Raw genomic sequence first — 22,195 nt, forward strand, 5'->3', positions numbered from 1 at the left:
GGGACCTGCCTCCCGCGGGTCCCAGCTTGCCCGCCACCCCCTCTCTAGCCGAAACAACCCCAAGGGGATCTAGACGTGCTGGACGTCAACTTCTTCGATGAGCTCCGCATTGGTCTCGCCACGGCCGACGACATCCGTCAGTGGTCGTACGGCGAGGTCAAGAAGCCGGAGACCATCAACTACCGGACGCTCAAGCCCGAGAAGGACGGCCTCTTCTGCGAGAAGATCTTCGGCCCGACCCGGGACTGGGAGTGCTACTGCGGCAAGTACAAGCGCGTTCGCTTCAAGGGCATCATCTGTGAGCGCTGCGGCGTCGAGGTGACCCGCGCGAAGGTGCGCCGCGAGCGGATGGGCCACATCGAGCTGGCCGCCCCGGTCACCCACATCTGGTACTTCAAGGGTGTACCCTCGCGCCTCGGCTACCTGCTGGACCTGGCGCCGAAGGACCTCGAGAAGATCATTTACTTCGCTGCTTACGTCATCACGGGCGTGAACACGGAGCTGCGCCACAACGACCTGCCGACCCTCGAGAACGAGATCGGCGTCGAGCGCAAGAACCTCGAGACCAAGCGTGACGCGGACATCGAGGCTCGCGCGCAGAAGCTGGAAGCCGACCTGGCCGAGCTGGAGGCGGAGGGCGCCAAGTCCGACGTCCGCCGCAAGGTCAAGGAGGGCGGCGAGCGCGAGATGCGCCAGCTGCGTGACCGCGCCGGTCGCGAGCTGGACCGCCTCGAGGAGGTCTGGACGACCTTCACCAAGCTCGACACCCGTCAGCTGATCGCCGACGAGCTGCTCTACCGCGAGCTCGTCGACCGCTACGGCGAGTACTTCACCGGCGGCATGGGCGCGGAGGCCATCCAGAAGCTGGCCACCGAGTTCGACGTCAGCGCCGAGGCCGACAACCTGCGCGACACCATCCGCAACGGCAAGGGGCAGAAGAAGCTCCGCGCGCTGAAGCGGCTCAAGGTCGTCGCGGCGTTCCAGGCCACCGGCAACGACCCGCGCGGCATGGTGCTCGACGCCGTCCCGGTCATCCCGCCGGACCTGCGCCCGATGGTGCAGCTGGACGGTGGCCGCTTCGCGACGTCGGACCTGAACGACCTGTACCGGCGGGTCATCAACCGGAACAACCGCCTCAAGCGGCTGATCGACCTCGGCGCGCCCGAGATCATCGTCAACAACGAGAAGCGGATGCTGCAGGAGGCCGTCGACGCGCTGTTCGACAACGGCCGCCGCGGGCGTCCGGTCACCGGCCCGGGCAACCGGCCGCTGAAGTCGCTGTCCGACCTCCTCAAGGGCAAGCAGGGCCGGTTCCGCCAGAACCTGCTCGGCAAGCGCGTCGACTACTCGGGCCGTTCGGTCATCATCGTCGGCCCGCAGCTGAAGCTGCACCAGTGCGGCCTGCCGAAGGACATGGCGCTCGAGCTGTTCAAGCCGTTCGTCATGAAGCGGCTGGTCGACCTGAACCACGCGCAGAACATCAAGTCCGCCAAGCGGATGGTGGAGCGCTCGCGGCCGCAGGTGTGGGACGTGCTGGAAGAGGTCATCACCGGCCACCCGGTGATGCTGAACCGCGCGCCGACGCTGCACCGCCTCGGCATCCAGGCCTTCGAGCCGCAGCTGGTCGAAGGCAAGGCCATCCAGCTGCACCCGCTGGTCTGCGAGGCGTTCAACGCGGACTTCGACGGTGACCAGATGGCGGTGCACCTGCCGCTGTCGGCCGAGGCGCAGGCCGAGGCCCGGATCCTGATGCTGTCGGCGAACAACATCCTGTCGCCGGCGTCGGGCCGTCCGCTCGCCATGCCGCGGCTGGACATGGTGACGGGCCTGTTCCACCTGACCCGCCTCACCGAGGACTCCGCGGGCGCGGGCGGCGCGTACTCGTCGCCGGCCGAGGCCATCATGGCCTACGACCGCAAGGCGCTGAGCCTGCACGCCCCGGTCAAGATCCGCATCACCGACCGTCAGCCGGCGAAGGCCGACGAGGCGAGGCTCGCGGAAAAGGGCTGGGAGCCGGGCAAGGCGTGGCTGGCCGAGACGACCCTGGGCCGCGTGCTGTTCAACGAGCTGCTGCCGGCGGACTACCCGTTCATCAACGAGCCGATGCCGAAGAAGCGGCAGGCCGCGATCGTGAACGACCTCGCCGAGCGCTACTCGATGACCCAGGTCGCGCAGACCCTGGACCGCCTGAAGGACGCCGGTTTCTACTGGGCGACCCGCTCGGGCGTCACCATCGCCATCTCGGACGTGCTCACCCCGGTGGGCAAGGCTGCCATCCTCGACGAGTACGAGGGCAAGGCCTCCCAGGTGGAGAAGCGCTACCAGCGTGGTCAGCTGTCGCACACCGAGCGCAACAACGAGCTCGTCAAGGTGTGGACACAGGCCACCGAAGAGGTCCACAAGATCATGGAGACGGCGCTGCCGGACGACAACCCGATCGCGGTGATCGTGAAGTCGGGCGCGGCGGGCAACATGACGCAGGTCCGGTCGCTGGCCGGTATGCGTGGCCTGGTGTCGAACCCGAAGGGTGAGTACATCCCGCGTCCGATCAAGGCCAACTTCCGTGAGGGCCTGTCGGTGGCGGAGTACTTCATCGCGACGCACGGTGCCCGGAAGGGCCTGGCGGACACGGCGCTGCGGACCGCCGACTCGGGTTACCTGACCCGGCGTCTGGTGGACGTCTCGCAGGACGTCATCGTCCGCGAGGTCGACTGCGGCACCACCCGCGGCATCATGATGCCGATCGGCGAGGACATCGGCGACGGCAAGGTGCTGCGCGACCAGCACGTCGAGACCTCCGTCTACGCGCGGAACCTCGCGACGGACGCGGTGGACGCCAAGGGCAACGTGGTGCTGAACGCCGCCGACGACATCGGCGACCCGGCCATCGACAAGCTGCTCTCCAGCGGCATCTCGAAGGTCAAGGTCCGCTCGGTGCTGACCTGCGAGTCGGTCGTCGGCATCTGCGCGACCTGCTACGGCCGCTCGATGGCGACGGGTCTGCTCGTCGACGTCGGCGAGGCCGTGGGTATCGTCGCGGCCCAGTCGATCGGTGAGCCGGGTACTCAGCTGACGATGCGTACGTTCCACCAGGGTGGTGTGGCCGGTGACGACATCACGACCGGTCTGCCGCGTGTCCAGGAGCTGTTCGAGGCCCGCGTCCCGAAGGGCAAGGCGCCGATCGCCGACGTCGATGGCCGCGTGCGCATCGAAGAGAGCGAGCGGTTCTGGAAGATCACGCTGATCCCGGACGACGGCGGCGAAGAGATCGTCTTCGACAAGCTGTCCAAGCGTCAGCGGCTCGCGAACACCCCGAACGGCCCGCTGGGCGACGGCGACCACGTCAACGTCGGTCAGCAGCTGCTGGAAGGCACGCCGGACCCGCACGAGGTCCTGCGGGTCATGGGGCCGCGCGAGGCGCAGATGCACCTCACGGACGAGGTCCAGAAGGTGTACCGGGCGCAGGGTGTGTCGATCCACGACAAGCACATCGAGGTCATCGTGCGGCAGATGCTGCGCCGCGTGACGGTCATCGATTCGGGTGGCACGGACTTCCTGCCGGGCGAGCTGCCCGAGCGGACCAAGTTCGAGGCACGCAACCGTTCGACGGTTTCCGAAGGCGGCGAGCCGGCTTCGGGCCGTCCGGTGCTGATGGGGATCACGAAGGCGTCGCTCACCACGGACTCGTGGCTGTCGGCGGCGTCGTTCCAGGAGACCACGCGAGTCCTGACCGACGCGGCGATCAACGGCCGCTCGGACAAGCTCGTCGGCCTCAAGGAGAACGTGATCATCGGTAAGCTGATCCCGGCCGGTACGGGCATCAACAAGTACCGCAACATCCAGGTGCAGCCGACGGAAGAGGCCCGGGTCGCGGCGTACGCGATCCCGTCCTACGACGACGGCTACTACACCCCGGACGTGTTCGGTACGGGCACCGGTGCCGCGGTCCCGCTGGACGACTACGACTTCGGCCGCGACTTCCGCTGAAGCTGAGTCACGAGAAAGGCCCCTGCCGGGTTTCCGGCGGGGGCCTTTCCCGTTTCCGGGGGAGTCAGCGGAGGCTGCAGCGGGACACCGGGAAGTCGAAGTACGTGTCCGGGAACGGCTCGCCGTTCAGCGTGTAGTGCCACCACTCCTCGGGCAGGTTCCGGAACCCCGCCGCGGCCATCGTGTTCTTCAGCAGCTGACGGTTCTGCATGGGCACGCCGGTGATCGCCGGGTTGTCGGTGTGGGCCAGCGGGTCGAAGCAGTCGTAACCCGTGCCCATGTCGACCATGTTGTCCCGGAATTCCCAAAGTTGCCGGTCATGGGGACTTCGACGATGGCAGGCCGGACCCGGTCCATGGGGGCGTTGTTCGCCGATGTCGCGTTGCTCAACACCGGGACCGCCGGCGCGCTTGCCGGCCCGGCGCTCATGTCGCCGGCGGCGGGTACGCGCTCGTCGCGGTCGTCGGCGGGATGTTCGCCGTGCTCCCGCTGGCGTTGCTCGTCTCTCGTGACGGCCGGTAGCCGGACGGTTGTCGGCAAATCTTCCGTCGCCGAAACCGCGGCCCGGTGGCGAAGATGGGCCGTGGCTGACTCTGTGCCCTTCACGGACAACTTCTCGGACCTCTCGAACACGCAGGGGTACCAGTTCGAGTTCCGGTGCGAACGCTGCGGCAACGGCTATCGATCCGCCTTCCAGCGCGACAACGTCGAGACCGGGCGAAGCATGCTTCGCGCCGTCGGCTCCTTCTTCGGCGGGACGCTGCGGGACATCAGCAACTCGGCCGACCAGTGGCGCTACGACCGCGCGACGAACTCACCGGCCAAGGACCGCGCCCTGGCCGCGGCGGTCAAGGAGATCACGCCGAGCTTCCGCCAGTGCCGCGGCTGTGGCGACTGGATGTGCCAGGACCAGTGCTGGAACGAGGAGATCGGCCAGTGCCTGCGGTGCTCGCCGAGCGTCGCGGAGGAGATCTCCCGGGCCCAGGCGTCGGCGCAGCGAGACCAGATCTGGGACAAGGCCCGGGAGAAGGACTGGACGTCCGACCTCGACATCGACACCCGCGCCAAGGTCACCTGCCCGGGCTGCGGCCTCAAGGCCGACGGCGGCAAGTTCTGCTCGTCGTGCGGCACGTCGCTGGCGCTGAAGGTCGGCTGCGGCGGCTGTGGCAGCGAGAGCAACAAGCCGGGTGCCATGTTCTGTTCGGACTGCGGCGCCAAGCTCTGAGCAAGCGGGGGCGGCACGCTCCGGGCACCATGGGGGCATGACGCCCGTCACGAAGCGCCTCACGGTCGTGGCCGTCGTGCTGATCACGGCGGGCGCGGTCCTGCTGTCGGTGGGCTCGATCGGCTTCCAGGCGACCTCCGACCGGCCCGACGCGAACATCGGCGCCGGGTTCGCCCTCATCGCCGGGCCGTACGTCGTCGGCCTCGGTCTCGTGTTCGCGCTGTCGGCGGTCTTGACCCACCTGACGACTCGCCGTCGCTGACCGGACACTCATCGTGAGCTCGCGTCGGGAGTGTGACGCACGAAACGGTCGATCCGGTCCCGCTGCGTCACCCGACCGGGTAATAGGTAGGTTTCGGCGCAAGGGGAAGCACGGACGACGCGCTAGGAGTGTGTGATGACCAGCACCGAAGGGGCCGGACGGCCCGACGAAGAACCGAAGGCGACGGGGAGCCACGCGGCCCCCGAGGGAGCTGGCGTGCACCCGCTCATCGACCTGTCCAGGGACCCCAACCCCGGAAAACCGGACCACGCGAAGCCGGACGAAGACTGAGTTCGCCGGCGTGTGCCGGCGGAGCCGTGCTGCCCTGCGCGGCTCCGCCGGCAACGTCGTGAACGACTCGTTCACCTCGTCCGACGACACGAAAGAGTCGTTCGTGGCGTGCTTTCCGGGTGTCGGCGGCGGCGCGCCCGGGTAACCGGCCCACGGGCCGGAACATCCGGCGACGGCGCGGGGTTGAGAGGTAGGCTGGAGGTTCGCCGACCTACAGACCCCCCGCCGCGTTCCTCCCGGACCCGGGCGGGTATCTTTGGAGACCGTGCCCGGCATGCGTCGGGCCGCTCCGCGTGCCGTGCGCATGGACGGGGTGCTCAGGCACCCGGTCACCGGCTTCGGCAGGTCGGGGTTCCGACGGAAATCCCTCCGGGAAGTTACCGGTCGTCAGACCGTGACGCGGGCCGACACGCCCGACCGCGGGGGCCGGTGAAGACACGAAGAAGCAGATCACGACAGGAAGCTGGTCCATTGCCCACGATCCAGCAGCTGGTCCGCAAGGGCCGCCAGGACAAGGCTGCCAAGCAGAAGACCGCGGCCCTCAAGGGGAGCCCGCAGCGGCGCGGCGTGTGCACCCGCGTGTACACCACGACCCCGAAGAAGCCGAACTCGGCGCTGCGCAAGGTCGCGCGTGTGAAGCTGACCAGCGGCATCGAGGTCACCGCCTACATCCCCGGTGAGGGCCACAACCTGCAGGAGCACTCGATGGTGCTCGTGCGTGGTGGTCGTGTGAAGGACCTTCCGGGTGTCCGTTACAAGATCATCCGCGGTTCGCTCGACACGCAGGGTGTCAAGAACCGCAAGCAGGCGCGCAGCCGGTACGGCGCGAAGAAGGAGAAGAGCTAATGCCCCGCAAGGGTCCGGCCCCCAAGCGGCCGCTGATCTCCGACCCCGTCTACGCCTCCCCGCTGGTCACCCAGCTGGTGAACAAGGTGCTGAAGGACGGGAAGCGGTCCTTGGCCGAGCGCATCGTGTACGGCGCGCTCGAAGGCGCTCGCGAGAAGACGGGCACCGACCCGGTCGTCACGCTGAAGCGCGCTCTCGACAACGTGAAGCCCACCATCGAGGTGAAGAGCCGCCGCGTCGGTGGCGCCACCTACCAGGTGCCGATCGAGGTCAAGCCGGGTCGCTCCACCACCCTGGCGCTGCGCTGGCTGGTCTCCTTCTCGCAGGCTCGCCGCGAGAAGACGATGATCGAGCGCCTGCAGAACGAGCTCCTGGACGCTTCCAACGGCCTCGGTGCCTCCGTGAAGCGTCGCGAGGACACGCACAAGATGGCCGAGTCCAACCGGGCCTTCGCGCACTACCGCTGGTGATGACCGCCCGGCTGTCGACCAAGCCATGCCGGGCCCCAAGCTTGAGAACAGGGGAACACTCTCGTGGCACGTGAAGTGCTGACCGACCTGAACAAGGTCCGCAACATCGGCATCATGGCCCACATCGACGCCGGCAAGACGACCACCACCGAGCGGATCCTGTTCTACACCGGGGTCAACTACAAGATCGGTGAAGTCCACGACGGCGCCGCCACCATGGACTGGATGGAGGAGGAGCAGAAGCGGGGTATCACCATCACCTCGGCTGCCACCACCACCTTCTGGGACGACCACCAGATCAACATCATCGACACCCCGGGCCACGTCGACTTCACCGTCGAGGTGGAGCGCAACCTCCGGGTGCTCGACGGTGCGGTCGCGGTGTTCGACGGCAAGGAAGGCGTCGAGCCGCAGTCCGAGCAGGTCTGGCGGCAGGCGGACAAGTACGACGTCCCGCGTATCTGCTTCGTCAACAAGATGGACAAGCTGGGCGCGGACTTCTACTACACCGTGAAGACCATCGTGGACCGCCTCGGCGTCCGCCCGCTGGTCATCCAGCTCCCGATCGGCGCCGAGAACGACTTCGAAGGCGTCGTCGACCTGGTCCGCATGAAGGCGCTGACCTGGCGTGGCGAGGTCCAGAAGGGCGAGGACTACTCGGTCGAGGACATCCCCGCCGAGCTGGCCGAGCTGGCCGCGGAGTACCGCGAGAAGCTCGTCGAGACCGTCTCCGAGGCGGACGACGCGCTGATGGAGAAGTTCCTCGAGGGTGAGGAGCTGACGGAGGCCGAGATCAAGGCCGGCATCCGGAAGCTCACCATCAGCAGCCAGGTCTTCCCGGTGCTGGCCGGTTCCGCGTTCAAGAACAAGGGCGTGCAGCCCATGCTCGACGCGGTCGTCGACTACCTGCCGACCCCGCTGGACGTCCCGGCCGTCGAGGGCCTGCTGCCCGACGGCGAGACCGTGGTGTCCCGCAAGGCGTCGGTCGACGAGCCGTTCGCCGCGCTCGCGTTCAAGATCGCCGCGCACCCGTTCTTCGGCAAGCTGACCTACATCCGGGTGTACTCGGGCAAGGTCGCCGCCGGCGCTCAGGTCATCAACGCGACCAAGGAGCGCAAGGAGCGCATCGGGAAGATCTTCCAGATGCACTCCAACAAGGAGAACCCGGTCAACGACGCCCAGGTCGGCCACATCTACGCGGTCATCGGGCTGAAGGACACCACCACGGGTGACACCCTGGCGGACCCGCAGAACCCGATCGTGCTCGAGTCGATGACGTTCCCCGAGCCGGTCATCCGGGTCGCGATCGAACCGAAGACGAAGGCCGACCAGGAGAAGCTGTCCCTGGCGATCCAGAAGCTGGCCGAAGAGGACCCGACGTTCCAGGTCAAGCTGGACGAGGACACCGGCCAGACGATCATCGCGGGCATGGGCGAGCTGCACCTCGAGGTGCTGGTGAACCGGATGAAGTCCGACTACAAGGTCGAGGCGAACATCGGCAAGCCGCAGGTCGCCTACCGTGAGACGATCAAGAAGACGGTCGAGAAGCTCGACTACGTCCACAAGAAGCAGACCGGTGGTTCCGGCCAGTTCGCGAAGGTCATCGTGAAGCTGGAGCCGCTCGAGCGCACCGACGGCGCGCTCTACGAGTTCGACAACAAGGTGTCCGGTGGCCGCGTGCCGCGGGAGTACATCCCGTCGGTCGACGCGGGCGCGCAGGACGCGATGCAGTACGGCGTCCTGGCCGGCTACCCGCTCGTCGGGTTGAAGTTCACCCTGTTGGACGGTGCGTACCACGAGGTCGACTCTTCGGAGATGGCGTTCAAGATCGCCGGTTCCATGGCGATGAAGGAAGCCGCGAAGAAGGCCCACCCCGTGATCCTGGAGCCGATGATGGCGGTCGAGGTGACCACGCCCGAGGACTACATGGGTGACGTCATCGGTGACCTCAACTCCCGTCGTGGTCAGATCCAGGCCATGGAGGAGCGGGCGGGCATCCGCGTCGTGAAGGCGCTGGTCCCGCTGTCGGAGATGTTCGGCTACGTCGGTGACCTCCGGTCCCGCACCCAGGGCCGGGCGAACTACTCCATGTTGTTCGACTCCTACGCCGAGGTTCCCGCGAACGTCGCGAAGGAAATCATCGCGAAGGCGACGGGGGAGTAGTAACTCCCCCCAGCGCTCGCGGGCATTAAGGGACTCTCCTGAACGTCCGCAGCACCGACGAAGGAACAATCGCGGGGCGGCAGCCACGCCGCCCCACGAGCACAAAGCGAAATCAGTCCAGGAGGACATTCCAGTGGCGAAGGCGAAATTCGAGCGGACCAAGCCGCACGTCAACATCGGCACCATCGGTCACGTTGACCACGGCAAGACGACTCTGACCGCGGCTATCACCAAGGTGCTGCACGACAAGTACCCGGAGCTGAACGAGTCGCGGGCGTTCGACCAGATCGACAACGCGCCGGAAGAGAAGCAGCGCGGCATCACGATCAACATCTCGCACGTCGAGTACCAGACCGAGAAGCGTCACTACGCCCACGTCGACGCCCCCGGTCACGCGGACTACATCAAGAACATGATCACCGGTGCCGCCCAGATGGACGGCGCGATCCTGGTCGTGGCCGCCACCGACGGCCCGATGCCGCAGACCCGTGAGCACGTGCTGCTCGCCCGCCAGGTCGGCGTGCCCTACATCGTGGTCGCGCTGAACAAGGCCGACATGGTCGACGACGAGGAGATCCTCGAGCTCGTCGAGCTGGAGGTCCGCGAGCTGCTGTCCTCGCAGGAGTTCCCGGGCGACGACGCGCCGGTCGTGCGCGTTTCCGGCCTCAAGGCCCTCGAGGGCGACGAGAAGTGGGCCGAGGCCGTTCTCGAGCTCATGGCGGCCGTCGACGACAGCGTGCCGGACCCGGTGCGCGAGCTCGACAAGCCGTTCCTGATGCCGATCGAGGACGTCTTCACCATCACCGGTCGTGGCACCGTGGTGACCGGTCGCGTCGAGCGCGGCCAGATCAACGTCAACGAAGAGGTCGAGATCGTGGGTATCCGCGAGAAGTCGACCAAGACCACCGTCACCGGTGTCGAGATGTTCCGCAAGCTGCTCGACTCGGGCCAGGCGGGCGACAACGTCGGCCTGCTGGTCCGCGGTATCAAGCGCGAGGACGTCGAGCGCGGCCAGGTCGTCGTGAAGCCGGGTACCACCACCCCGCACACCGACTTCGAGGGCCGGGTCTACATCCTGTCGAAGGACGAGGGTGGCCGTCACACCCCGTTCTTCAACAACTACCGCCCGCAGTTCTACTTCCGCACCACCGACGTGACCGGCGTCGTGACCCTCCCCGAGGGCACCGAGATGGTCATGCCGGGCGACAACACCGACATCACGGTCGCGCTGATCCAGCCGGTCGCGATGGACGAGGGCCTGCGCTTCGCCATCCGCGAGGGTGGCCGCACCGTCGGTGCGGGTCAGGTCACCAAGATCAACAAGTGATTTAGGCGCCCCACCGGGGGCAATACACCCCCGGGTTCGGGGCGTCAAATCACGTGTGCGACACTATTCAGGTTGCTCGTCCTGGGGCGGCCGATCCTTGTCGGGGTTTTCCTCGAGAGGGCCCGGCCGCCTCGGTGCGAGTGGCCACGGTCCGCGGAGCTCTTCCCTTCGGGTGAGGCGAGCGGGCAAAGGCGGTGAGACGACAGTGCTGGTAAAAGCGCTGCGGCTCATAGCCTCCTCACGTTGAGGAAGACCAGGCAAGACGACGATCCCGCGGGATCCGTCTGTGCGTCGGGCGCGACACGCCCGACCGCGTGGACCGGGGACAGGGCCGTTGAACTGCGGAAACCCAGGCTCAGGGTGGCAACACCCAGCGGGGTTTGTGAGATAGCGGCACGAGACGACAAGGAACGAGCAGCCACCATGGCGGGACAGAAGATCCGCATCCGGCTCAAGGCCTACGACCACGAGGCGATCGACACCTCGGCGCGCAAGATCGTGGAGACGGTCACGCGCACCGGCGCCCGTGTTGTCGGGCCGGTGCCGCTGCCCACCGAGAAGAACGTTTACTGCGTCATCCGCTCGCCGCACAAGTACAAGGACTCGCGCGAGCACTTCGAGATGCGCACGCACAAGCGTCTGATCGACATCCTCGACCCGACGCCGAAGACGGTCGACGCGCTCATGCGCATCGACCTGCCGGCGAGCGTCGACGTCAACATCCAGTAGTAGCGGCGGGCGAGCGGCGGAGAGTAAGAGACTCATGTCTGACAGGCAGATGAAGGGCATCCTGGGCACCAAGCTCGGCATGACCCAGGTCTTCGACGAACAGAACCGGGTTGTCCCGGTCACCGTCGTGAAGGCCGGTCCGAACGTGGTCACCCAGGTTCGGACCCAGGACAAGGACGGCTACACGGCCGTGCAGCTGGCGTTCGGCGCGGTCGACCCGCGCAAGGTGAACAAGCCGCGCACCGGCCACTTCGACAAGGCGGGCGTGACCCCGCGCCGGTTCCTCGCCGAGCTGCGCACCACCGACGCCGAGACCTACGAGGTCGGCCAGGAGATCACCGCCGAGGTGTTCGCCGCCGGCGTCGAGGTCGACGTGACCGGTACCAGCAAGGGCAAGGGCTACGCGGGCGTCATGAAGCGCCACGGTTTCAAGGGCCAGGGCGCGAGCCACGGTGCCCAGGCCGTGCACCGCAAGCCGGGTTCGATCGGTGGCTGCGCCACCCCCGGCCGCGTCTTCAAGGGCCTGCGCATGGCGGGCCGGATGGGCAACGACCGGGTCACCACGCAGAACCTGACCGTGCACGCGGTGCGTGCCGACGACGGCCTGCTGCTGATCAAGGGCGCAGTGCCCGGTCCCAAGGGCGGCGTGCTGTTCGTTCGCAGCGCCGCGAAGGGTGGTAACTCCGAATGACAAGCGTCGAGCTGAAGACCCCGGCCGGTAAAGCCGACGGCACCGTGGACCTCCCCGAGGAGATCTTCGACGTGCAGGCCAATGTCGCGCTGATGCACCAGGTGGTGGTGGCCCAGCAGGCCGCCGCGCGCCAGGGCACGCACGACACGAAGACCCGTGGTGAAGTTCGCGGTGGCGGCAAGAAGCCGTACCGCCAGAAGGGCACCGGCCGTGCCCGCCAGGGTTCGACCCGCGCGCCGCAGTTCGTCGGCGGTGGCGTCGTCCACGGCCCCACGCCGCGTGACTACGCCCAGCGCACCCCCAAGAAGATGAAGGCCGCCGCCCTGCGTGGCGCCCTCTCCGACCGGGCGCGCGCCGGCCAGCTGCACATCGTCACCGAGCTGGTGACGGGTGAGAAGCCGTCGACCAAGGCCGCCAAGAGCGTGCTCGCCGCGGTGACGCAGGCGAAGCGCGTCCTCGTGGTGCTGCACCGGGACGACGAGTACAGCTGGGTTTCCCTGCGGAACCTCCCCGAGGTGCACCTGCTCTGGGCCGACCAGCTCAACACCTACGACGTGCTGGTCAACGACGACGTCGTGTTCACCAAGGCCGCGTACGACGCGTTCGTCGCCGGCCCCGTCCGCGGTAAGACCGTCAAGGCTTCCGCGCGGTCGGGCGAGGTCACGGAAGGGAGTGACGAGAAGTGAGTTCGGTCGCCATTCCGGACCCCCGCGACATCCTGCTCGCGCCGGTCATCTCCGAGAAGTCCTACGGGCTGCTCGAGGACCACAAGTACACGTTCATCGTCCGCCCGGACGCCAACAAGACCCAGATCAAGATCGCGGTCGAGAAGGTGTTCGGCGTCAAGGTGGTCAGTGTCAACACGGCCAACCGCCAGGGCAAGCGGAAGCGGACTCGCGCGGGCTTCGGCAAGCGCAAGGACACCAAGCGCGCCATCGTGACTCTTTCGCCCGAAAGCAAGGCGATCGAGATCTTCGGCGGACCCACCGCGTAAAGGACTGAGCTGACAATGGGCATCCGCAAGTACAAGCCGACGACCCCGGGTCGTCGCGGTTCGAGCGTCTCGGACTTCGCCGAGATCACCCGCTCGACTCCCGAGAAGTCGCTGCTGCGTCCGCTGAGCGGCACCGGTGGGCGTAACTCGTCCGGCAAGATCACCACCCGGCACAAGGGTGGCGGCCACAAGCGCGCTTACCGCCTCATCGACTTCCGTCGCAACGACAAGGACGGCATCCCCGCCAAGGTCGCGCACATCGAGTACGACCCCAACCGGTCCGCTCGCATCGCGCTGCTGCACTACGCCGACGGCGAGAAGCGCTACATCATCGCGCCGGAGAAGCTGAAGCAGGGCGACACCGTCGAGAACGGCCCCCGGGCCGACATCAAGCCGGGCAACAACCTGCCGCTCCGCAACATCCCGGTCGGTACCGTGATCCACGCGATCGAGCTCCGCCCCGGTGGCGGCGCGAAGATGGCGCGGTCCGCGGGCGCGAAGGTGCAGCTCGTCGCCAAGGACGGTCCGTACGCCCAGCTGCGTCTCCCCTCGGGTGAGATCCGCAACGTGGACGTGCGCAACCGCGCCACGGTCGGCGAGGTCGGCAACTCCGAGCACGCCAACATCAACTGGGGCAAGGCCGGCCGCAACCGCTGGCGCGGCAAGCGCCCGACGGTCCGTGGTGTCGTCATGAACCCGGTCGACCACCCGCACGGTGGTGGCGAGGGCAAGACGTCCGGTGGTCGTCACCCCGTCAACCCGAACGGTAAGCCCGAAGGTCGTACGCGTCGCCGCAAGGCATCCGACGCGATGATCGTCCGCCGTCGCCGTACCGGCAAGAACAAGCGCTGAGCAGGAGGTAGAAGACAATGCCACGTAGCCTCAAAAAGGGCCCCTTCGTGGACGACCACCTGCTCAAGAAGGTGGACGTTCTCAACGAGTCGGGCAAGAAGACCGTGATCAAGACTTGGTCGCGGCGCTCCACGATCATCCCGGACTTCCTGGGTCACACGATCGCGGTGCACGACGGCCGCAAGCACGTCCCGGTGTTCGTCACCGAGGCGATGGTGGGTCACAAGCTGGGCGAGTTCGCCCCGACGCGGACCTTCAAGGGCCACATCAAGGACGACCGCAAGTCGCGCCGCCGCTGAGCGGGCACGAGAGATGACAAGGGAAGTAGCGATGAACGCCCAGAACGACGCGACGACCGAGGCTGAACTGCCTACGGCGTACGCGCGGGCTCGCTTCGTCCGGGACTCGCCGACCAAGGTGCGCCGGGTGATCGAGCTCATCAAGGGACGTAGCGCCGCCGACGCCTTGGCCGTGCTCCGGTTCGCCCCGCAGGCGGCCAGCGAGACGGTCGCGAAGGTGCTCGCCAGTGCCGTGGCCAACGCCGAGAACAACCTTCAGCTGGACCCGGACACCCTCTGGGTCAAGAACGCGTACGCCGACGAGGGCCCCACCCTCAAGCGCATCCGTCCGCGGGCCCAGGGCCGCGCGTACCGGATCCGCAAGCGGACCAGCCACGTCACCGTCGAGGTGGAGTCGCGTCCGGCCGTCGCGCAGAAGGCTCAGAGCAAGAAGAAGGCAGGTGGCCGGTAGTGGGCCAGAAAATCAACCCGCACGGTTTCCGCCTGGGTATCACCACGGACTGGAAGTCGCGCTGGTACGCCGACAAGCAGTACGCCGAGTACGTGGCCGAGGACGTCAAGATCCGCAAGCTCCTCGCCACGGGCATGGAGCGGGCCGGCATCTCCAAGGTCGAGATCGAGCGCACCCGTGACCGCGTCCGCGTGGACATCCACACCGCCCGGCCGGGCATCGTCATCGGCCGCCGCGGCGCGGAGGCCGACCGGATCCGCGGTGCGCTGGAGAAGCTGACCAAGAAGCAGGTCCAGCTGAACATCCTCGAGGTCAAGAACCCCGAGGCCGACGCCCAGCTGGTCGCCCAGGCGGTCGCGGAGCAGCTCTCCAACCGCGTGGCGTTCCGCCGCGCGATGCGGAAGGCGATCCAGACCTCCATGCGCTCGCCGCAGGTCAAGGGCATCCGCGTGCAGTGCGGCGGTCGTCTCGGCGGTGCCGAGATGTCCCGCTCCGAGCACTACCGCGATGGCCGCGTCCCGCTGCACACGCTGCGCGCCGACATCGACTACGGCTTCTTCGAGGCCAAGACGACGTTCGGTCGCATCGGCGTCAAGGTGTGGATCTACAAGGGTGAGCTCGTCGGTGGCCTGAAGGCTCGCGAAGCCCGCGACGCCGCCGAGCGCGCGCCGCGCGGTGGTCGCGACCGCGACCGCAGCGACCGGCCGTCCCGTCCGCGTCGTTCCGGCGCCTCGGGCACGACCGCCACCTCGACCGAAGCCGGTCGCGCCGCCGCTGCGGCCACGACCGAGGCCCCGGCGGCTCCGGCCACCGAGACCGCAGAAAAGACGGAGGGCTGAGACGTGCTCATCCCGCGCAGGGTCAAGCACCGGAAGCAGCACTCCCCGAAGCGCCACGGCGCCGCCAAGGGTGGCACGAAGGTCAGCTTCGGCGAGTACGGCATCCAGGCGCTTGAGCACAGCTACGTGACGAACCGGCAGATCGAGTCCGCTCGTATCGCTATGACCCGTCACATCAAGCGTGGTGGCAAGGTGTGGACGACCATCTACCCGGACCGCCCGCTGACCAAGAAGCCGGCCGAAACCCGGATGGGTTCCGGTAAGGGTTCGCCCGAGTGGTGGATCGCGAACGTGAAGCCGGGCCGCGTGATGTTCGAGATCTCGTTCCCGAACGAGGAGACGGCTCGCGAGGCGCTGCGCCGCGCGATCCACAAGCTGCCCATGAAGTGCCGCATCGTGACCCGTGAAGGTGGTGAGTTCTGATGGCTAACGCAAGTGCCGCACAGGCATCGGAGCTGCGTGAGCTCACCGCGGAAGAGCTCGTCCTGCGTCTGAAGGAATACAAGGAGGAGCTCTTCAACCTCCGCTTCCAGATGGCGACCGGTCAGCTCGACAACAACCGCCGTCTGCGCACCGTCCGCACGGACATCGCGCGGATCTACACGGTCATGCGCGAGCGCGAACTCGGCCTGTCCGTTGCCCCCGACGCCGAGAGTGAAGGTGCCGCATGAGCGAGCCCACCACCGAGACGCCGACCCGGAACGACCGTAAGGTCCGCGAGGGCTACGTCGTCTCGGACAAGATGAACAAGACGATCGTGGTCGAGCTCGAGGACCGCAAGAAGCACCCCCGCTACTCGAAGGTCGTCCGCTCCACCACCAAGGTGAAGGTGCACGACGAGAACAACGAGGCGGGCGTGGGCGACCGGGTCACCCTGATGGAGACCCGCCCGCTGTCGGCGACGAAGCGGTGGCGCCTGGTGCAGATCGTGGAGAAGGCCAAGTAAGCAGGGCTCTCATCGAGAGTCTTTAGTTCCGCAAGGCTCGCCACTGTGAAACCTCACAAGCGGGCGAGAACCGGCGCGACATACAGGAGTTGACGTGATCCAGCAGGAGTCGCGGCTTCGGGTAGCCGACAACACGGGTGCGAAGGAAATCCTCTGCATCCGCGTTCTCGGTGGCTCCGGGCGGCGCTACGCCGGCATCGGCGACATCATCGTCGCCACCGTGAAGGACGCCATCCCGGCTGCCGGGGTGAAGAAGGGCGACGTCGTCAAGGCCGTCATCGTCCGCACGGTCAAGGAGCGCCGTCGTCCGGACGGTTCCTACATCCGGTTCGACGAGAACGCCGCCGTGCTCATCAAGAACGACAACGAGCCCCGCGGCACCCGCATCTTCGGCCCGGTGGGCCGTGAGCTGCGCGACCGAAAGTTCATGAAGATCATTTCGCTCGCGCCGGAGGTGCTGTGATGAAGGTGAAGAAGGGCGACACGGTCGTCGTCATCGCCGGCAAGGACAAGGGCGCCAAGGGCAAGGTCATCCAGGCTTACCCGGAGCGCGAGCGCGTGCTGGTCGAAGGCGTGAACCGGATCAAGAAGCACACGCGGATCAGCCAGACCCAGCGCGGTGCGCAGTCCGGCGGCATCGTCACGCAGGAGGCGCCCATCCACGTCTCGAACGTGATGGTCGTCGACTCGGACGGCAAGCCGGCCCGGGTGGGTTACCGCATCGGCGAGGACGGCAAGAAGGTCCGGATCTCGCGCCGGAACGGTAAGGACATCTGATGACCACCGCAGAGAAGACCTCGCCGCGCCTCAAGGTGCGGTACCGCGAGGAAATCAAGGGCCAGCTGCAGGCTGAGTTCTCCTTCGGCAACGTCCACCAGATCCCGGGCGTGACGAAGGTCGTCGTGAACATGGGCGTCGGCGACGCCGCCCGCGACAGCAAGCTGATCGAGGGCGCGGTCAAGGACCTCGCCCTGATCACCGGCCAGAAGCCGGAGGTCCGGAAGGCCCGCAAGTCCATCGCGCAGTTCAAGCTGCGTGAAGGCCAGCCGATCGGCGCGCGCGTCACGCTGCGCGGCGACCGGATGTGGGAATTCCTCGACCGGCTGCTGACCATCGCGCTGCCGCGTATCCGCGACTTCCGCGGGCTTTCGCCGAAGCAGTTCGACGGCCACGGCAACTACACGTTCGGTCTCAACGAGCAGTCGATGTTCCACGAGATCGACCCCGACTCCATCGACCGCCCGCGCGGCATGGACGTCACCGTCGTCACCACCGCCACGAACGACGACGAGGGCCGGGCGCTGCTGCGCAAGCTCGGCTTCCCGTTCAAGGAGAACTGAGCCCATGGCCAAGAAAGCCCTGGTCCACAAGGCCTCGAAGAAGCCGAAGTTCGCCGTGCGCGGCTACACCCGCTGTCAGCGGTGCGGCCGCCCGCACGCCGTGTTCCGCAAGTTCGGGCTCTGCCGGATCTGCCTTCGCGAGATGGCGCACGCGGGCGAGCTGCCCGGCGTCCGCAAGTCCAGCTGGTAAGAGCTTCCAGTTGCCAATCCGGCCGCGAAAGAAGGCGGAACGTTTCCGGCAGCTTCCGGGCTCACCGGCAGCTTCCGCCGTGACTGCCGGTCGGATTGGCAAACATTAGATGCAGAACTCCCACTTCGCCACAGGCCCCGCCCGCTCCGGCGGGCGGGGAACCAGGCGAGAAAGGTTGACAGGTCACCATGACGATGACCGACCCCATCGCAGACTTCTTGACGCGTCTGCGTAACGCGAACTCGGCGTACCACGACGAGGTCAAGCTCCCGCACTCGAAGCTCAAGGCGAACATCGCCGAGATCCTCAAGCGCGAGGGCTACATCGCGGGCTACCACGACGAGCCGGGCGAGAAGCACAAGAACCTCGTCGTCGAGCTCAAGTACGGCCCCAACCGTGAGCGGAGCATCGCCGGCCTGCGGCGCGTCTCCAAGCCCGGTCTGCGGGTCTACGCAAAATCGACCGAACTGCCGTCCGTTCTCGGTGGCCTCGGCGTCGCGATCATCTCGACGTCCTCCGGCCTCCAGACCGACCGTCAGGCCAAGCGCAACAGCGTGGGCGGCGAAGTCCTCGCCTACGTCTGGTAAGGAAGGGGGCACAGACATGTCACGCATCGGAAAGCTGCCGGTCGCCGTCCCCTCCGGGGTCGAGGTGACCATCGACGGTCAGCAGATCAAGGTCAAGGGGCCCAAGGGCACCCTGGAGCACACCGTCGCCGAGCCGATCACCGTCGAGCGCGACGAGAGCGGCACGCTGCTGGTCAAGCGCCCGGACGACGAGCGCACCAGCAAGGCGTTGCACGGGCTCACCCGCACGCTGGTGAACAACCTCGTCGTCGGCGTCACCGCCGGCTACGAGAAGAAGATGGAAATCCACGGCGTGGGTTACCGCGTGCAGGCCAAGGGTTCGGACCTCGAGTTCGCCCTCGGTTACTCGCACCCGGTCAAGATCGAGGCCCCCGAGGGCATCACCTTCAAGGTGGAGACCCCGACGCGGTTCTCGGTCTCGGGCATCGACAAGCAGAAGGTCGGCCAGATCTCGGCCGTCATCCGCAAGCTGCGGCGCCCGGACCCGTACAAGGGCAAGGGTCTGCGCTACGAGGGTGAGAAGATCCGCCGCAAGGTCGGAAAGACGGGTAAGTGATCATGAGCGACACGACTACGAAGCGCAAGCCGGTGGGCAAGGACATCTCGACCCGCCGCCGCGTCGCGAAGGCCCGTCGGCACTTCCGGCTCCGCAAGAAGGTCTCGGGCACCGACCAGCGTCCGCGCTTGGTCGTCAAGCGGTCCTCGCGGCACATCGCCGTGCAGGTGATCGACGACCTCGTCGGCCGTACGCTGGTGTCGGCGTCCACCCTCGAGGCGGACGTCCGGGCGCTCGACGGCGACAAGAAGGCCAAGGCCGCCAAGGTCGGGGAACTCGTCGCGGCTCGGGCCAAGAACGCCGGGATCTCGGCTGTGGTGTTCGACCGTGGGGGCAACGCCTACCACGGCCGCATCGCCGCGCTCGCCGACGCCGCCCGTGAGGCGGGGTTGGAGTTCTGATGAAGACACAGTTGCAGAAGCAGGAGAGGGAAGCCTGATGCCGGGACGTACACGGCAATTCGGCGGCGGCCAGGGCGGACCCGGCGGGCAGGGCGGCAACGACCGCAATGAACGTCGCGGTGGCGGCCGGGACCGGCGCGACAGCGGCCGTGGCGGGGCCGGCCAGGACAAGACCCCGCACCTCGAGAAGGTCGTGACGATCAACCGCGTCGCCAAGGTCGTCAAGGGTGGTCGTCGCTTCAGCTTCACCGCCCTGGTGGTCGTCGGCGACGGCGACGGTCAGGTCGGCGTCGGCTACGGCAAGGCCAAGGAAGTTCCCGCGGCGATCGCCAAGGGCGTCGAGGAAGCGAAGAAGAACTTCTTCCGCGTCCCGCGCGTCGGCGGCACCATTCCCCACCCGATCACGGGTGAGGAAGCCGCGGGTGTCGTCCTGCTCCGCCCGGCTTCCGCCGGTACCGGCGTCATCGCCGGTGGCCCGGTGCGTGCCGTGCTGGAGTGCGCGGGTGTCCACGACGTGCTGTCGAAGTCGCTCGGCTCCGACAACGCGATCAACATCGTGCACGCGACCGTGGCGGCCCTGAAGGGTCTGCAGCGTCCCGAAGAGGTCGCGGCTCGCCGCGGTCTCCCGCTCGAGGACGTCGCTCCGGCCCGGATGCTGCGCCAGCGCGCGGGTCAGGGGTCCTGACATGACTCAGCTCAAGGTCACCCAGGTCAAGAGCAAGATCGGCACGAAGCACGCTCACCGCGAGTCGTTGCGCACCCTCGGGCTGCGCAAGATCCGCCAGAGCGTCGTGCGTGAAGACACCCCCCAGGTCCGCGGTCTGATCCACACCGTCCGCCACCTGGTGGAGGTCGAGGAGGTCCAGGCATGACGGCCATCAAGATCCACCACCTTCGCCCGGCTCCGGGCGCGAAGCGCGAGAAGATGCGCGTCGGCCGTGGTGAGGGCTCGAAGGGCAAGACGGCCGGTCGCGGTACGAAGGGCACCAAGGCCCGGAAGAACGTGCCGGCCCGGTTCGAGGGTGGGCAGATGCCCATCCAGATGCGGCTCCCGAAGCTGCGCGGCTTCAAGAACCGCTTCCGCACCGAGTACCAGCCGGTGAACGTGGGCGACATCGCCCGCGTCTTCCCGGACGGCGGCCAGATCGGCGCCGAGGAACTCGCGCAGAGCGGCCTGGTCCGCAAGGGCAAGCTGGTGAAGGTCCTCGGCAACGGCGACGTGAACGGCGTCAAGCTGAACGTCACCGCCGACGCGTTCTCCGGCTCGGCCAAGGAGAAGCTCGAAGCGGCCGGTGGCTCCGCCACCACCAACTGAGCAATTCCGGTTCGAAAGGCCCGCCTGGCCCAGCCAGGCGGGCCTTTCGGCGTTCTCGGCCGGACGGGCTCCTTGCTGCGACGGGAATCCGGACGGAGGATCACAGGGTGGACAGACCCGCGCAGCAGCCGCCCGACCAGACAGACTCGCCGACCGCGGACTCGCCGCTGAGCTTCCCGGTGGAGGCTTCGCTGTCTCCGGACGCCGGGACGCCCGCGCCGGTGGAGTCTTTTCGGGCGGAGGCTTCGCGCCTGGGGAACGGTGATCCTGCGGAGTCGTCGTCGAGCTTCCCGGTGGAGGCTTCGCCGTCTCCGGACATCGCGGCGCCTGCGCCGGTGGAGGCCTTCCGGCCGGCGGACGCCGGTCCGGAGGGGGCGTCGTCGAGCTTCCCGGTCGAGGCTCCCCGGCCAGCGCACCCGCCTCAGCCCGCGGAACCGCCGTCGACGCCGCTGCCGTTCCCGGTCGCGCAGATCCCGGTGGCGGCCGCCGAGCCGCCCCAGCAGTCCCCCCAGCAGTCCCCGCGGCCGGCCGGACCGCCGTCGCAGGCCGCTTGGCCGCCCCAGCCCGCCGCCGGGGTGCCCCAGCAGGCCGTCTGGCCGTCTCAGCCCGCCGTGCGAGCGCCGCATCAAGCCGTCCCGGCCTTGCGCTTCCTTCCGGCTGCCCTCGTCGCCCTGACCGCTCTGATGGCCGCCATCGGCTCGTTCCTCCCGCTCTTTCTGATCCGGCAGCACGCCGGGGCGGGCGGGCTGCTCGCGGGCGTCGACGTGACCGTCGTCCAGACGGCGTGGGGCACCAGCTACCAGTTCCCCGGCCAGGAGGCGACCGACGCGGCGGGCTCGCCGATGGGCATCCCGCTCCTCGTCGCCGTCGTCCTGCTGACCGTCGTGGCGTTCGTCGCCGCGACGCGACCCGAGCGCGCTCTCGCCCGCACGCTGACCGTCGCCGGGGCGGCCTTCACGGCCGGCGCCGTCGCCACGGTCGCCATGAGCGGTTTCGGGTGGTCGGCCATGAGAGAGGCAGTCGAGCTGGACATCAGCATCGCCTCGGGCCTGTGGCTGCTGACCGTGGCCACCCTGGTGGCGGTGGCCGCGGCCGTCATGGCCCACCTGTCCCTCCGGAAAGCCGACGGGAATGCCGACGGGACAGCCGGCTGGGCCGATCCCGCCGTCGCCTTCGCCGACACCCCGACGCCACCCTCCGGCGTCGCCATCACCGTGCTCCCGCCGGACGACGAACATCCCTGACCGGTCATCGACGCAGGTCAGGGGCGTCCCGGCGCAGCGGTGGCCGGGGCGCCGACGTGGTCCTCGCCGGCCGGCCGCGATGCTCGCGACGTCGAGCCTTTGATCCACATCTGTCAAGGGAATGGGCCAAGACGGCGATGTGGATCAACCCGCCGGAGCAACCTTGGTACGGAAAACCCACACGGACTGC

31 protein-coding genes are annotated in these 22,195 nt (G+C 67.8%); 30 read left to right on the top strand and 1 reads right to left on the bottom strand.

All coding sequences use genetic code 11. The annotated features are described in order from the left end of the window. The first annotated feature begins 75 nt into the window (after positions 1-75). Positions 76-3,987, top strand: a complete 3,912-nt coding sequence (locus A3CE_RS0126830; RefSeq protein WP_020643195.1) for a DNA-directed RNA polymerase subunit beta' — start codon at positions 76-78, stop codon at positions 3,985-3,987. Between the two features lie 64 nt (positions 3,988-4,051). On the opposite strand, the gene A3CE_RS51705 is transcribed toward A3CE_RS0126830, so the two are convergent. Then, positions 4,052-4,267 (bottom strand): M15 family metallopeptidase, encoded by a 216-nt coding sequence (locus A3CE_RS51705; protein WP_342668238.1) that lies wholly within the window; start codon positions 4,265-4,267, stop codon positions 4,052-4,054. 303 nt (positions 4,268-4,570) lie between these two features. Between A3CE_RS51705 and A3CE_RS0126840 the strand changes: the two genes are divergently transcribed. The 29 genes from A3CE_RS0126840 (at position 4,571) to A3CE_RS58745 (ending at position 22,005) form a co-directional block, all read left to right on the top strand. Continuing rightward, positions 4,571-5,212 (top strand): zinc ribbon domain-containing protein, encoded by a 642-nt coding sequence (locus A3CE_RS0126840; protein WP_245589594.1) that lies wholly within the window; start codon positions 4,571-4,573, stop codon positions 5,210-5,212. Positions 5,213-5,249: 37 nt separating this feature from the next. After that, the gene (locus A3CE_RS0126845; protein ID WP_026468891.1) at positions 5,250-5,474 is read left to right on the top strand and encodes a hypothetical protein; all 225 of its coding nucleotides are present in this window, start codon (positions 5,250-5,252) and stop codon (positions 5,472-5,474) included. Between the two features lie 135 nt (positions 5,475-5,609). Beyond that, positions 5,610-5,765 carry a hypothetical protein gene (locus A3CE_RS51710; protein WP_020643199.1) on the top strand — a complete coding sequence of 52 codons (156 nt, stop codon included), beginning with the start codon at positions 5,610-5,612 and terminating at the stop codon, positions 5,763-5,765. Between the two features lie 471 nt (positions 5,766-6,236). After that, positions 6,237-6,611 carry a 30S ribosomal protein S12 gene (gene rpsL, locus A3CE_RS0126860; protein ID WP_003102113.1) on the top strand — a complete coding sequence of 125 codons (375 nt, stop codon included), beginning with the start codon at positions 6,237-6,239 and terminating at the stop codon, positions 6,609-6,611. Beyond that, positions 6,611-7,081, top strand: coding sequence for a 30S ribosomal protein S7 (gene rpsG / locus A3CE_RS0126865; protein ID WP_003102106.1), 471 nt, complete (start codon positions 6,611-6,613; stop codon positions 7,079-7,081). The genes rpsL and rpsG overlap by 1 nt, the downstream gene beginning before the upstream one ends. A 63-nt stretch (positions 7,082-7,144) precedes the next feature. Then, on the top strand, positions 7,145-9,244 hold the full coding sequence (fusA, locus tag A3CE_RS0126870) for an elongation factor G (RefSeq protein ID WP_020643201.1): 2,100 nt from the start codon (positions 7,145-7,147) through the stop codon (positions 9,242-9,244). 133 nt (positions 9,245-9,377) lie between these two features. After that, positions 9,378-10,571 (top strand): elongation factor Tu, encoded by a 1,194-nt coding sequence (gene tuf / locus A3CE_RS0126875; protein ID WP_020643202.1) that lies wholly within the window; start codon positions 9,378-9,380, stop codon positions 10,569-10,571. Positions 10,572-10,994: 423 nt separating this feature from the next. Next, the gene (gene rpsJ, locus A3CE_RS0126880; protein ID WP_003102098.1) at positions 10,995-11,300 is read left to right on the top strand and encodes a 30S ribosomal protein S10; all 306 of its coding nucleotides are present in this window, start codon (positions 10,995-10,997) and stop codon (positions 11,298-11,300) included. Between the two features lie 34 nt (positions 11,301-11,334). Next, positions 11,335-11,991, top strand: coding sequence for a 50S ribosomal protein L3 (gene rplC, locus A3CE_RS0126885; RefSeq protein ID WP_013222604.1), 657 nt, complete (start codon positions 11,335-11,337; stop codon positions 11,989-11,991). Further along, positions 11,988-12,677 (top strand): 50S ribosomal protein L4, encoded by a 690-nt coding sequence (gene rplD / locus A3CE_RS0126890; protein WP_020643203.1) that lies wholly within the window; start codon positions 11,988-11,990, stop codon positions 12,675-12,677. Before rplC ends, rplD begins: the two co-directional genes overlap by 4 nt. After that, on the top strand, positions 12,674-12,985 hold the full coding sequence (gene rplW / locus A3CE_RS0126895) for a 50S ribosomal protein L23 (protein WP_003102087.1): 312 nt from the start codon (positions 12,674-12,676) through the stop codon (positions 12,983-12,985). Before rplD ends, rplW begins: the two co-directional genes overlap by 4 nt. 15 nt (positions 12,986-13,000) lie before the next feature. Then, complete coding sequence (rplB, locus tag A3CE_RS0126900) at positions 13,001-13,837, top strand: 50S ribosomal protein L2 (RefSeq protein ID WP_020643204.1); 837 nt, start codon at positions 13,001-13,003, stop codon at positions 13,835-13,837. A gap of 17 nt (positions 13,838-13,854) precedes the next feature. Beyond that, positions 13,855-14,136, top strand: a complete 282-nt coding sequence (gene rpsS / locus A3CE_RS0126905; RefSeq protein WP_026468892.1) for a 30S ribosomal protein S19 — start codon at positions 13,855-13,857, stop codon at positions 14,134-14,136. Positions 14,137-14,167: 31 nt separating this feature from the next. Further along, positions 14,168-14,587 carry a 50S ribosomal protein L22 gene (gene rplV, locus A3CE_RS0126910; protein ID WP_020643206.1) on the top strand — a complete coding sequence of 140 codons (420 nt, stop codon included), beginning with the start codon at positions 14,168-14,170 and terminating at the stop codon, positions 14,585-14,587. Then, positions 14,587-15,426, top strand: a complete 840-nt coding sequence (rpsC, locus tag A3CE_RS0126915) for a 30S ribosomal protein S3 (protein ID WP_013222607.1) — start codon at positions 14,587-14,589, stop codon at positions 15,424-15,426. The genes rplV and rpsC overlap by 1 nt, the downstream gene beginning before the upstream one ends. 3 nt (positions 15,427-15,429) lie before the next feature. Continuing rightward, the gene (rplP, locus tag A3CE_RS0126920; RefSeq protein ID WP_004558864.1) at positions 15,430-15,849 is read left to right on the top strand and encodes a 50S ribosomal protein L16; all 420 of its coding nucleotides are present in this window, start codon (positions 15,430-15,432) and stop codon (positions 15,847-15,849) included. Further along, complete coding sequence (rpmC, locus tag A3CE_RS0126925; RefSeq protein WP_020643207.1) at positions 15,849-16,097, top strand: 50S ribosomal protein L29; 249 nt, start codon at positions 15,849-15,851, stop codon at positions 16,095-16,097. The genes rplP and rpmC overlap by 1 nt, the downstream gene beginning before the upstream one ends. Beyond that, a complete protein-coding gene (rpsQ, locus tag A3CE_RS0126930) occupies positions 16,094-16,372 on the top strand; it encodes a 30S ribosomal protein S17 (protein ID WP_020643208.1) in 279 nt (92 codons plus the stop codon). The genes rpmC and rpsQ overlap by 4 nt, the downstream gene beginning before the upstream one ends. A gap of 94 nt (positions 16,373-16,466) precedes the next feature. Further along, the gene (rplN, locus tag A3CE_RS0126935) at positions 16,467-16,835 is read left to right on the top strand and encodes a 50S ribosomal protein L14 (protein WP_004558867.1); all 369 of its coding nucleotides are present in this window, start codon (positions 16,467-16,469) and stop codon (positions 16,833-16,835) included. Continuing rightward, complete coding sequence (gene rplX, locus A3CE_RS0126940) at positions 16,835-17,149, top strand: 50S ribosomal protein L24 (RefSeq protein ID WP_013222610.1); 315 nt, start codon at positions 16,835-16,837, stop codon at positions 17,147-17,149. The genes rplN and rplX overlap by 1 nt, the downstream gene beginning before the upstream one ends. After that, positions 17,149-17,712 carry a 50S ribosomal protein L5 gene (gene rplE, locus A3CE_RS0126945; protein ID WP_020643209.1) on the top strand — a complete coding sequence of 188 codons (564 nt, stop codon included), beginning with the start codon at positions 17,149-17,151 and terminating at the stop codon, positions 17,710-17,712. The genes rplX and rplE overlap by 1 nt, the downstream gene beginning before the upstream one ends. A gap of 4 nt (positions 17,713-17,716) precedes the next feature. Beyond that, positions 17,717-17,902: a type Z 30S ribosomal protein S14 gene (locus A3CE_RS0126950; RefSeq protein ID WP_020643210.1), complete on the top strand. Its 186-nt coding sequence runs from the start codon at positions 17,717-17,719 to the stop codon at positions 17,900-17,902. A gap of 188 nt (positions 17,903-18,090) precedes the next feature. Then, positions 18,091-18,489 carry a 30S ribosomal protein S8 gene (gene rpsH / locus A3CE_RS0126955; RefSeq protein WP_020643211.1) on the top strand — a complete coding sequence of 133 codons (399 nt, stop codon included), beginning with the start codon at positions 18,091-18,093 and terminating at the stop codon, positions 18,487-18,489. Positions 18,490-18,505: 16 nt separating this feature from the next. Further along, positions 18,506-19,045, top strand: a complete 540-nt coding sequence (gene rplF / locus A3CE_RS0126960) for a 50S ribosomal protein L6 (RefSeq protein WP_020643212.1) — start codon at positions 18,506-18,508, stop codon at positions 19,043-19,045. Between the two features lie 2 nt (positions 19,046-19,047). Continuing rightward, complete coding sequence (gene rplR, locus A3CE_RS0126965) at positions 19,048-19,446, top strand: 50S ribosomal protein L18 (protein ID WP_043792601.1); 399 nt, start codon at positions 19,048-19,050, stop codon at positions 19,444-19,446. Between the two features lie 37 nt (positions 19,447-19,483). Beyond that, positions 19,484-20,131 (top strand): 30S ribosomal protein S5, encoded by a 648-nt coding sequence (rpsE, locus tag A3CE_RS0126970; RefSeq protein ID WP_020643214.1) that lies wholly within the window; start codon positions 19,484-19,486, stop codon positions 20,129-20,131. Position 20,132: 1 nt separating this feature from the next. Next, positions 20,133-20,318 carry a 50S ribosomal protein L30 gene (gene rpmD, locus A3CE_RS0126975; RefSeq protein ID WP_020643215.1) on the top strand — a complete coding sequence of 62 codons (186 nt, stop codon included), beginning with the start codon at positions 20,133-20,135 and terminating at the stop codon, positions 20,316-20,318. Next, positions 20,315-20,761 carry a 50S ribosomal protein L15 gene (gene rplO, locus A3CE_RS0126980; RefSeq protein WP_020643216.1) on the top strand — a complete coding sequence of 149 codons (447 nt, stop codon included), beginning with the start codon at positions 20,315-20,317 and terminating at the stop codon, positions 20,759-20,761. Before rpmD ends, rplO begins: the two co-directional genes overlap by 4 nt. A 107-nt stretch (positions 20,762-20,868) precedes the next feature. Beyond that, a complete protein-coding gene (locus tag A3CE_RS58745) occupies positions 20,869-22,005 on the top strand; it encodes a hypothetical protein (RefSeq protein WP_245589595.1) in 1,137 nt (378 codons plus the stop codon). The last annotated feature ends 190 nt before the right edge of the window (positions 22,006-22,195 follow it).

This window comes from Amycolatopsis balhimycina FH 1894, assembly GCF_000384295.1.
In the GTDB taxonomy this organism is placed as follows: Bacteria; Actinomycetota; Actinomycetes; order Mycobacteriales; family Pseudonocardiaceae; genus Amycolatopsis; species Amycolatopsis balhimycina.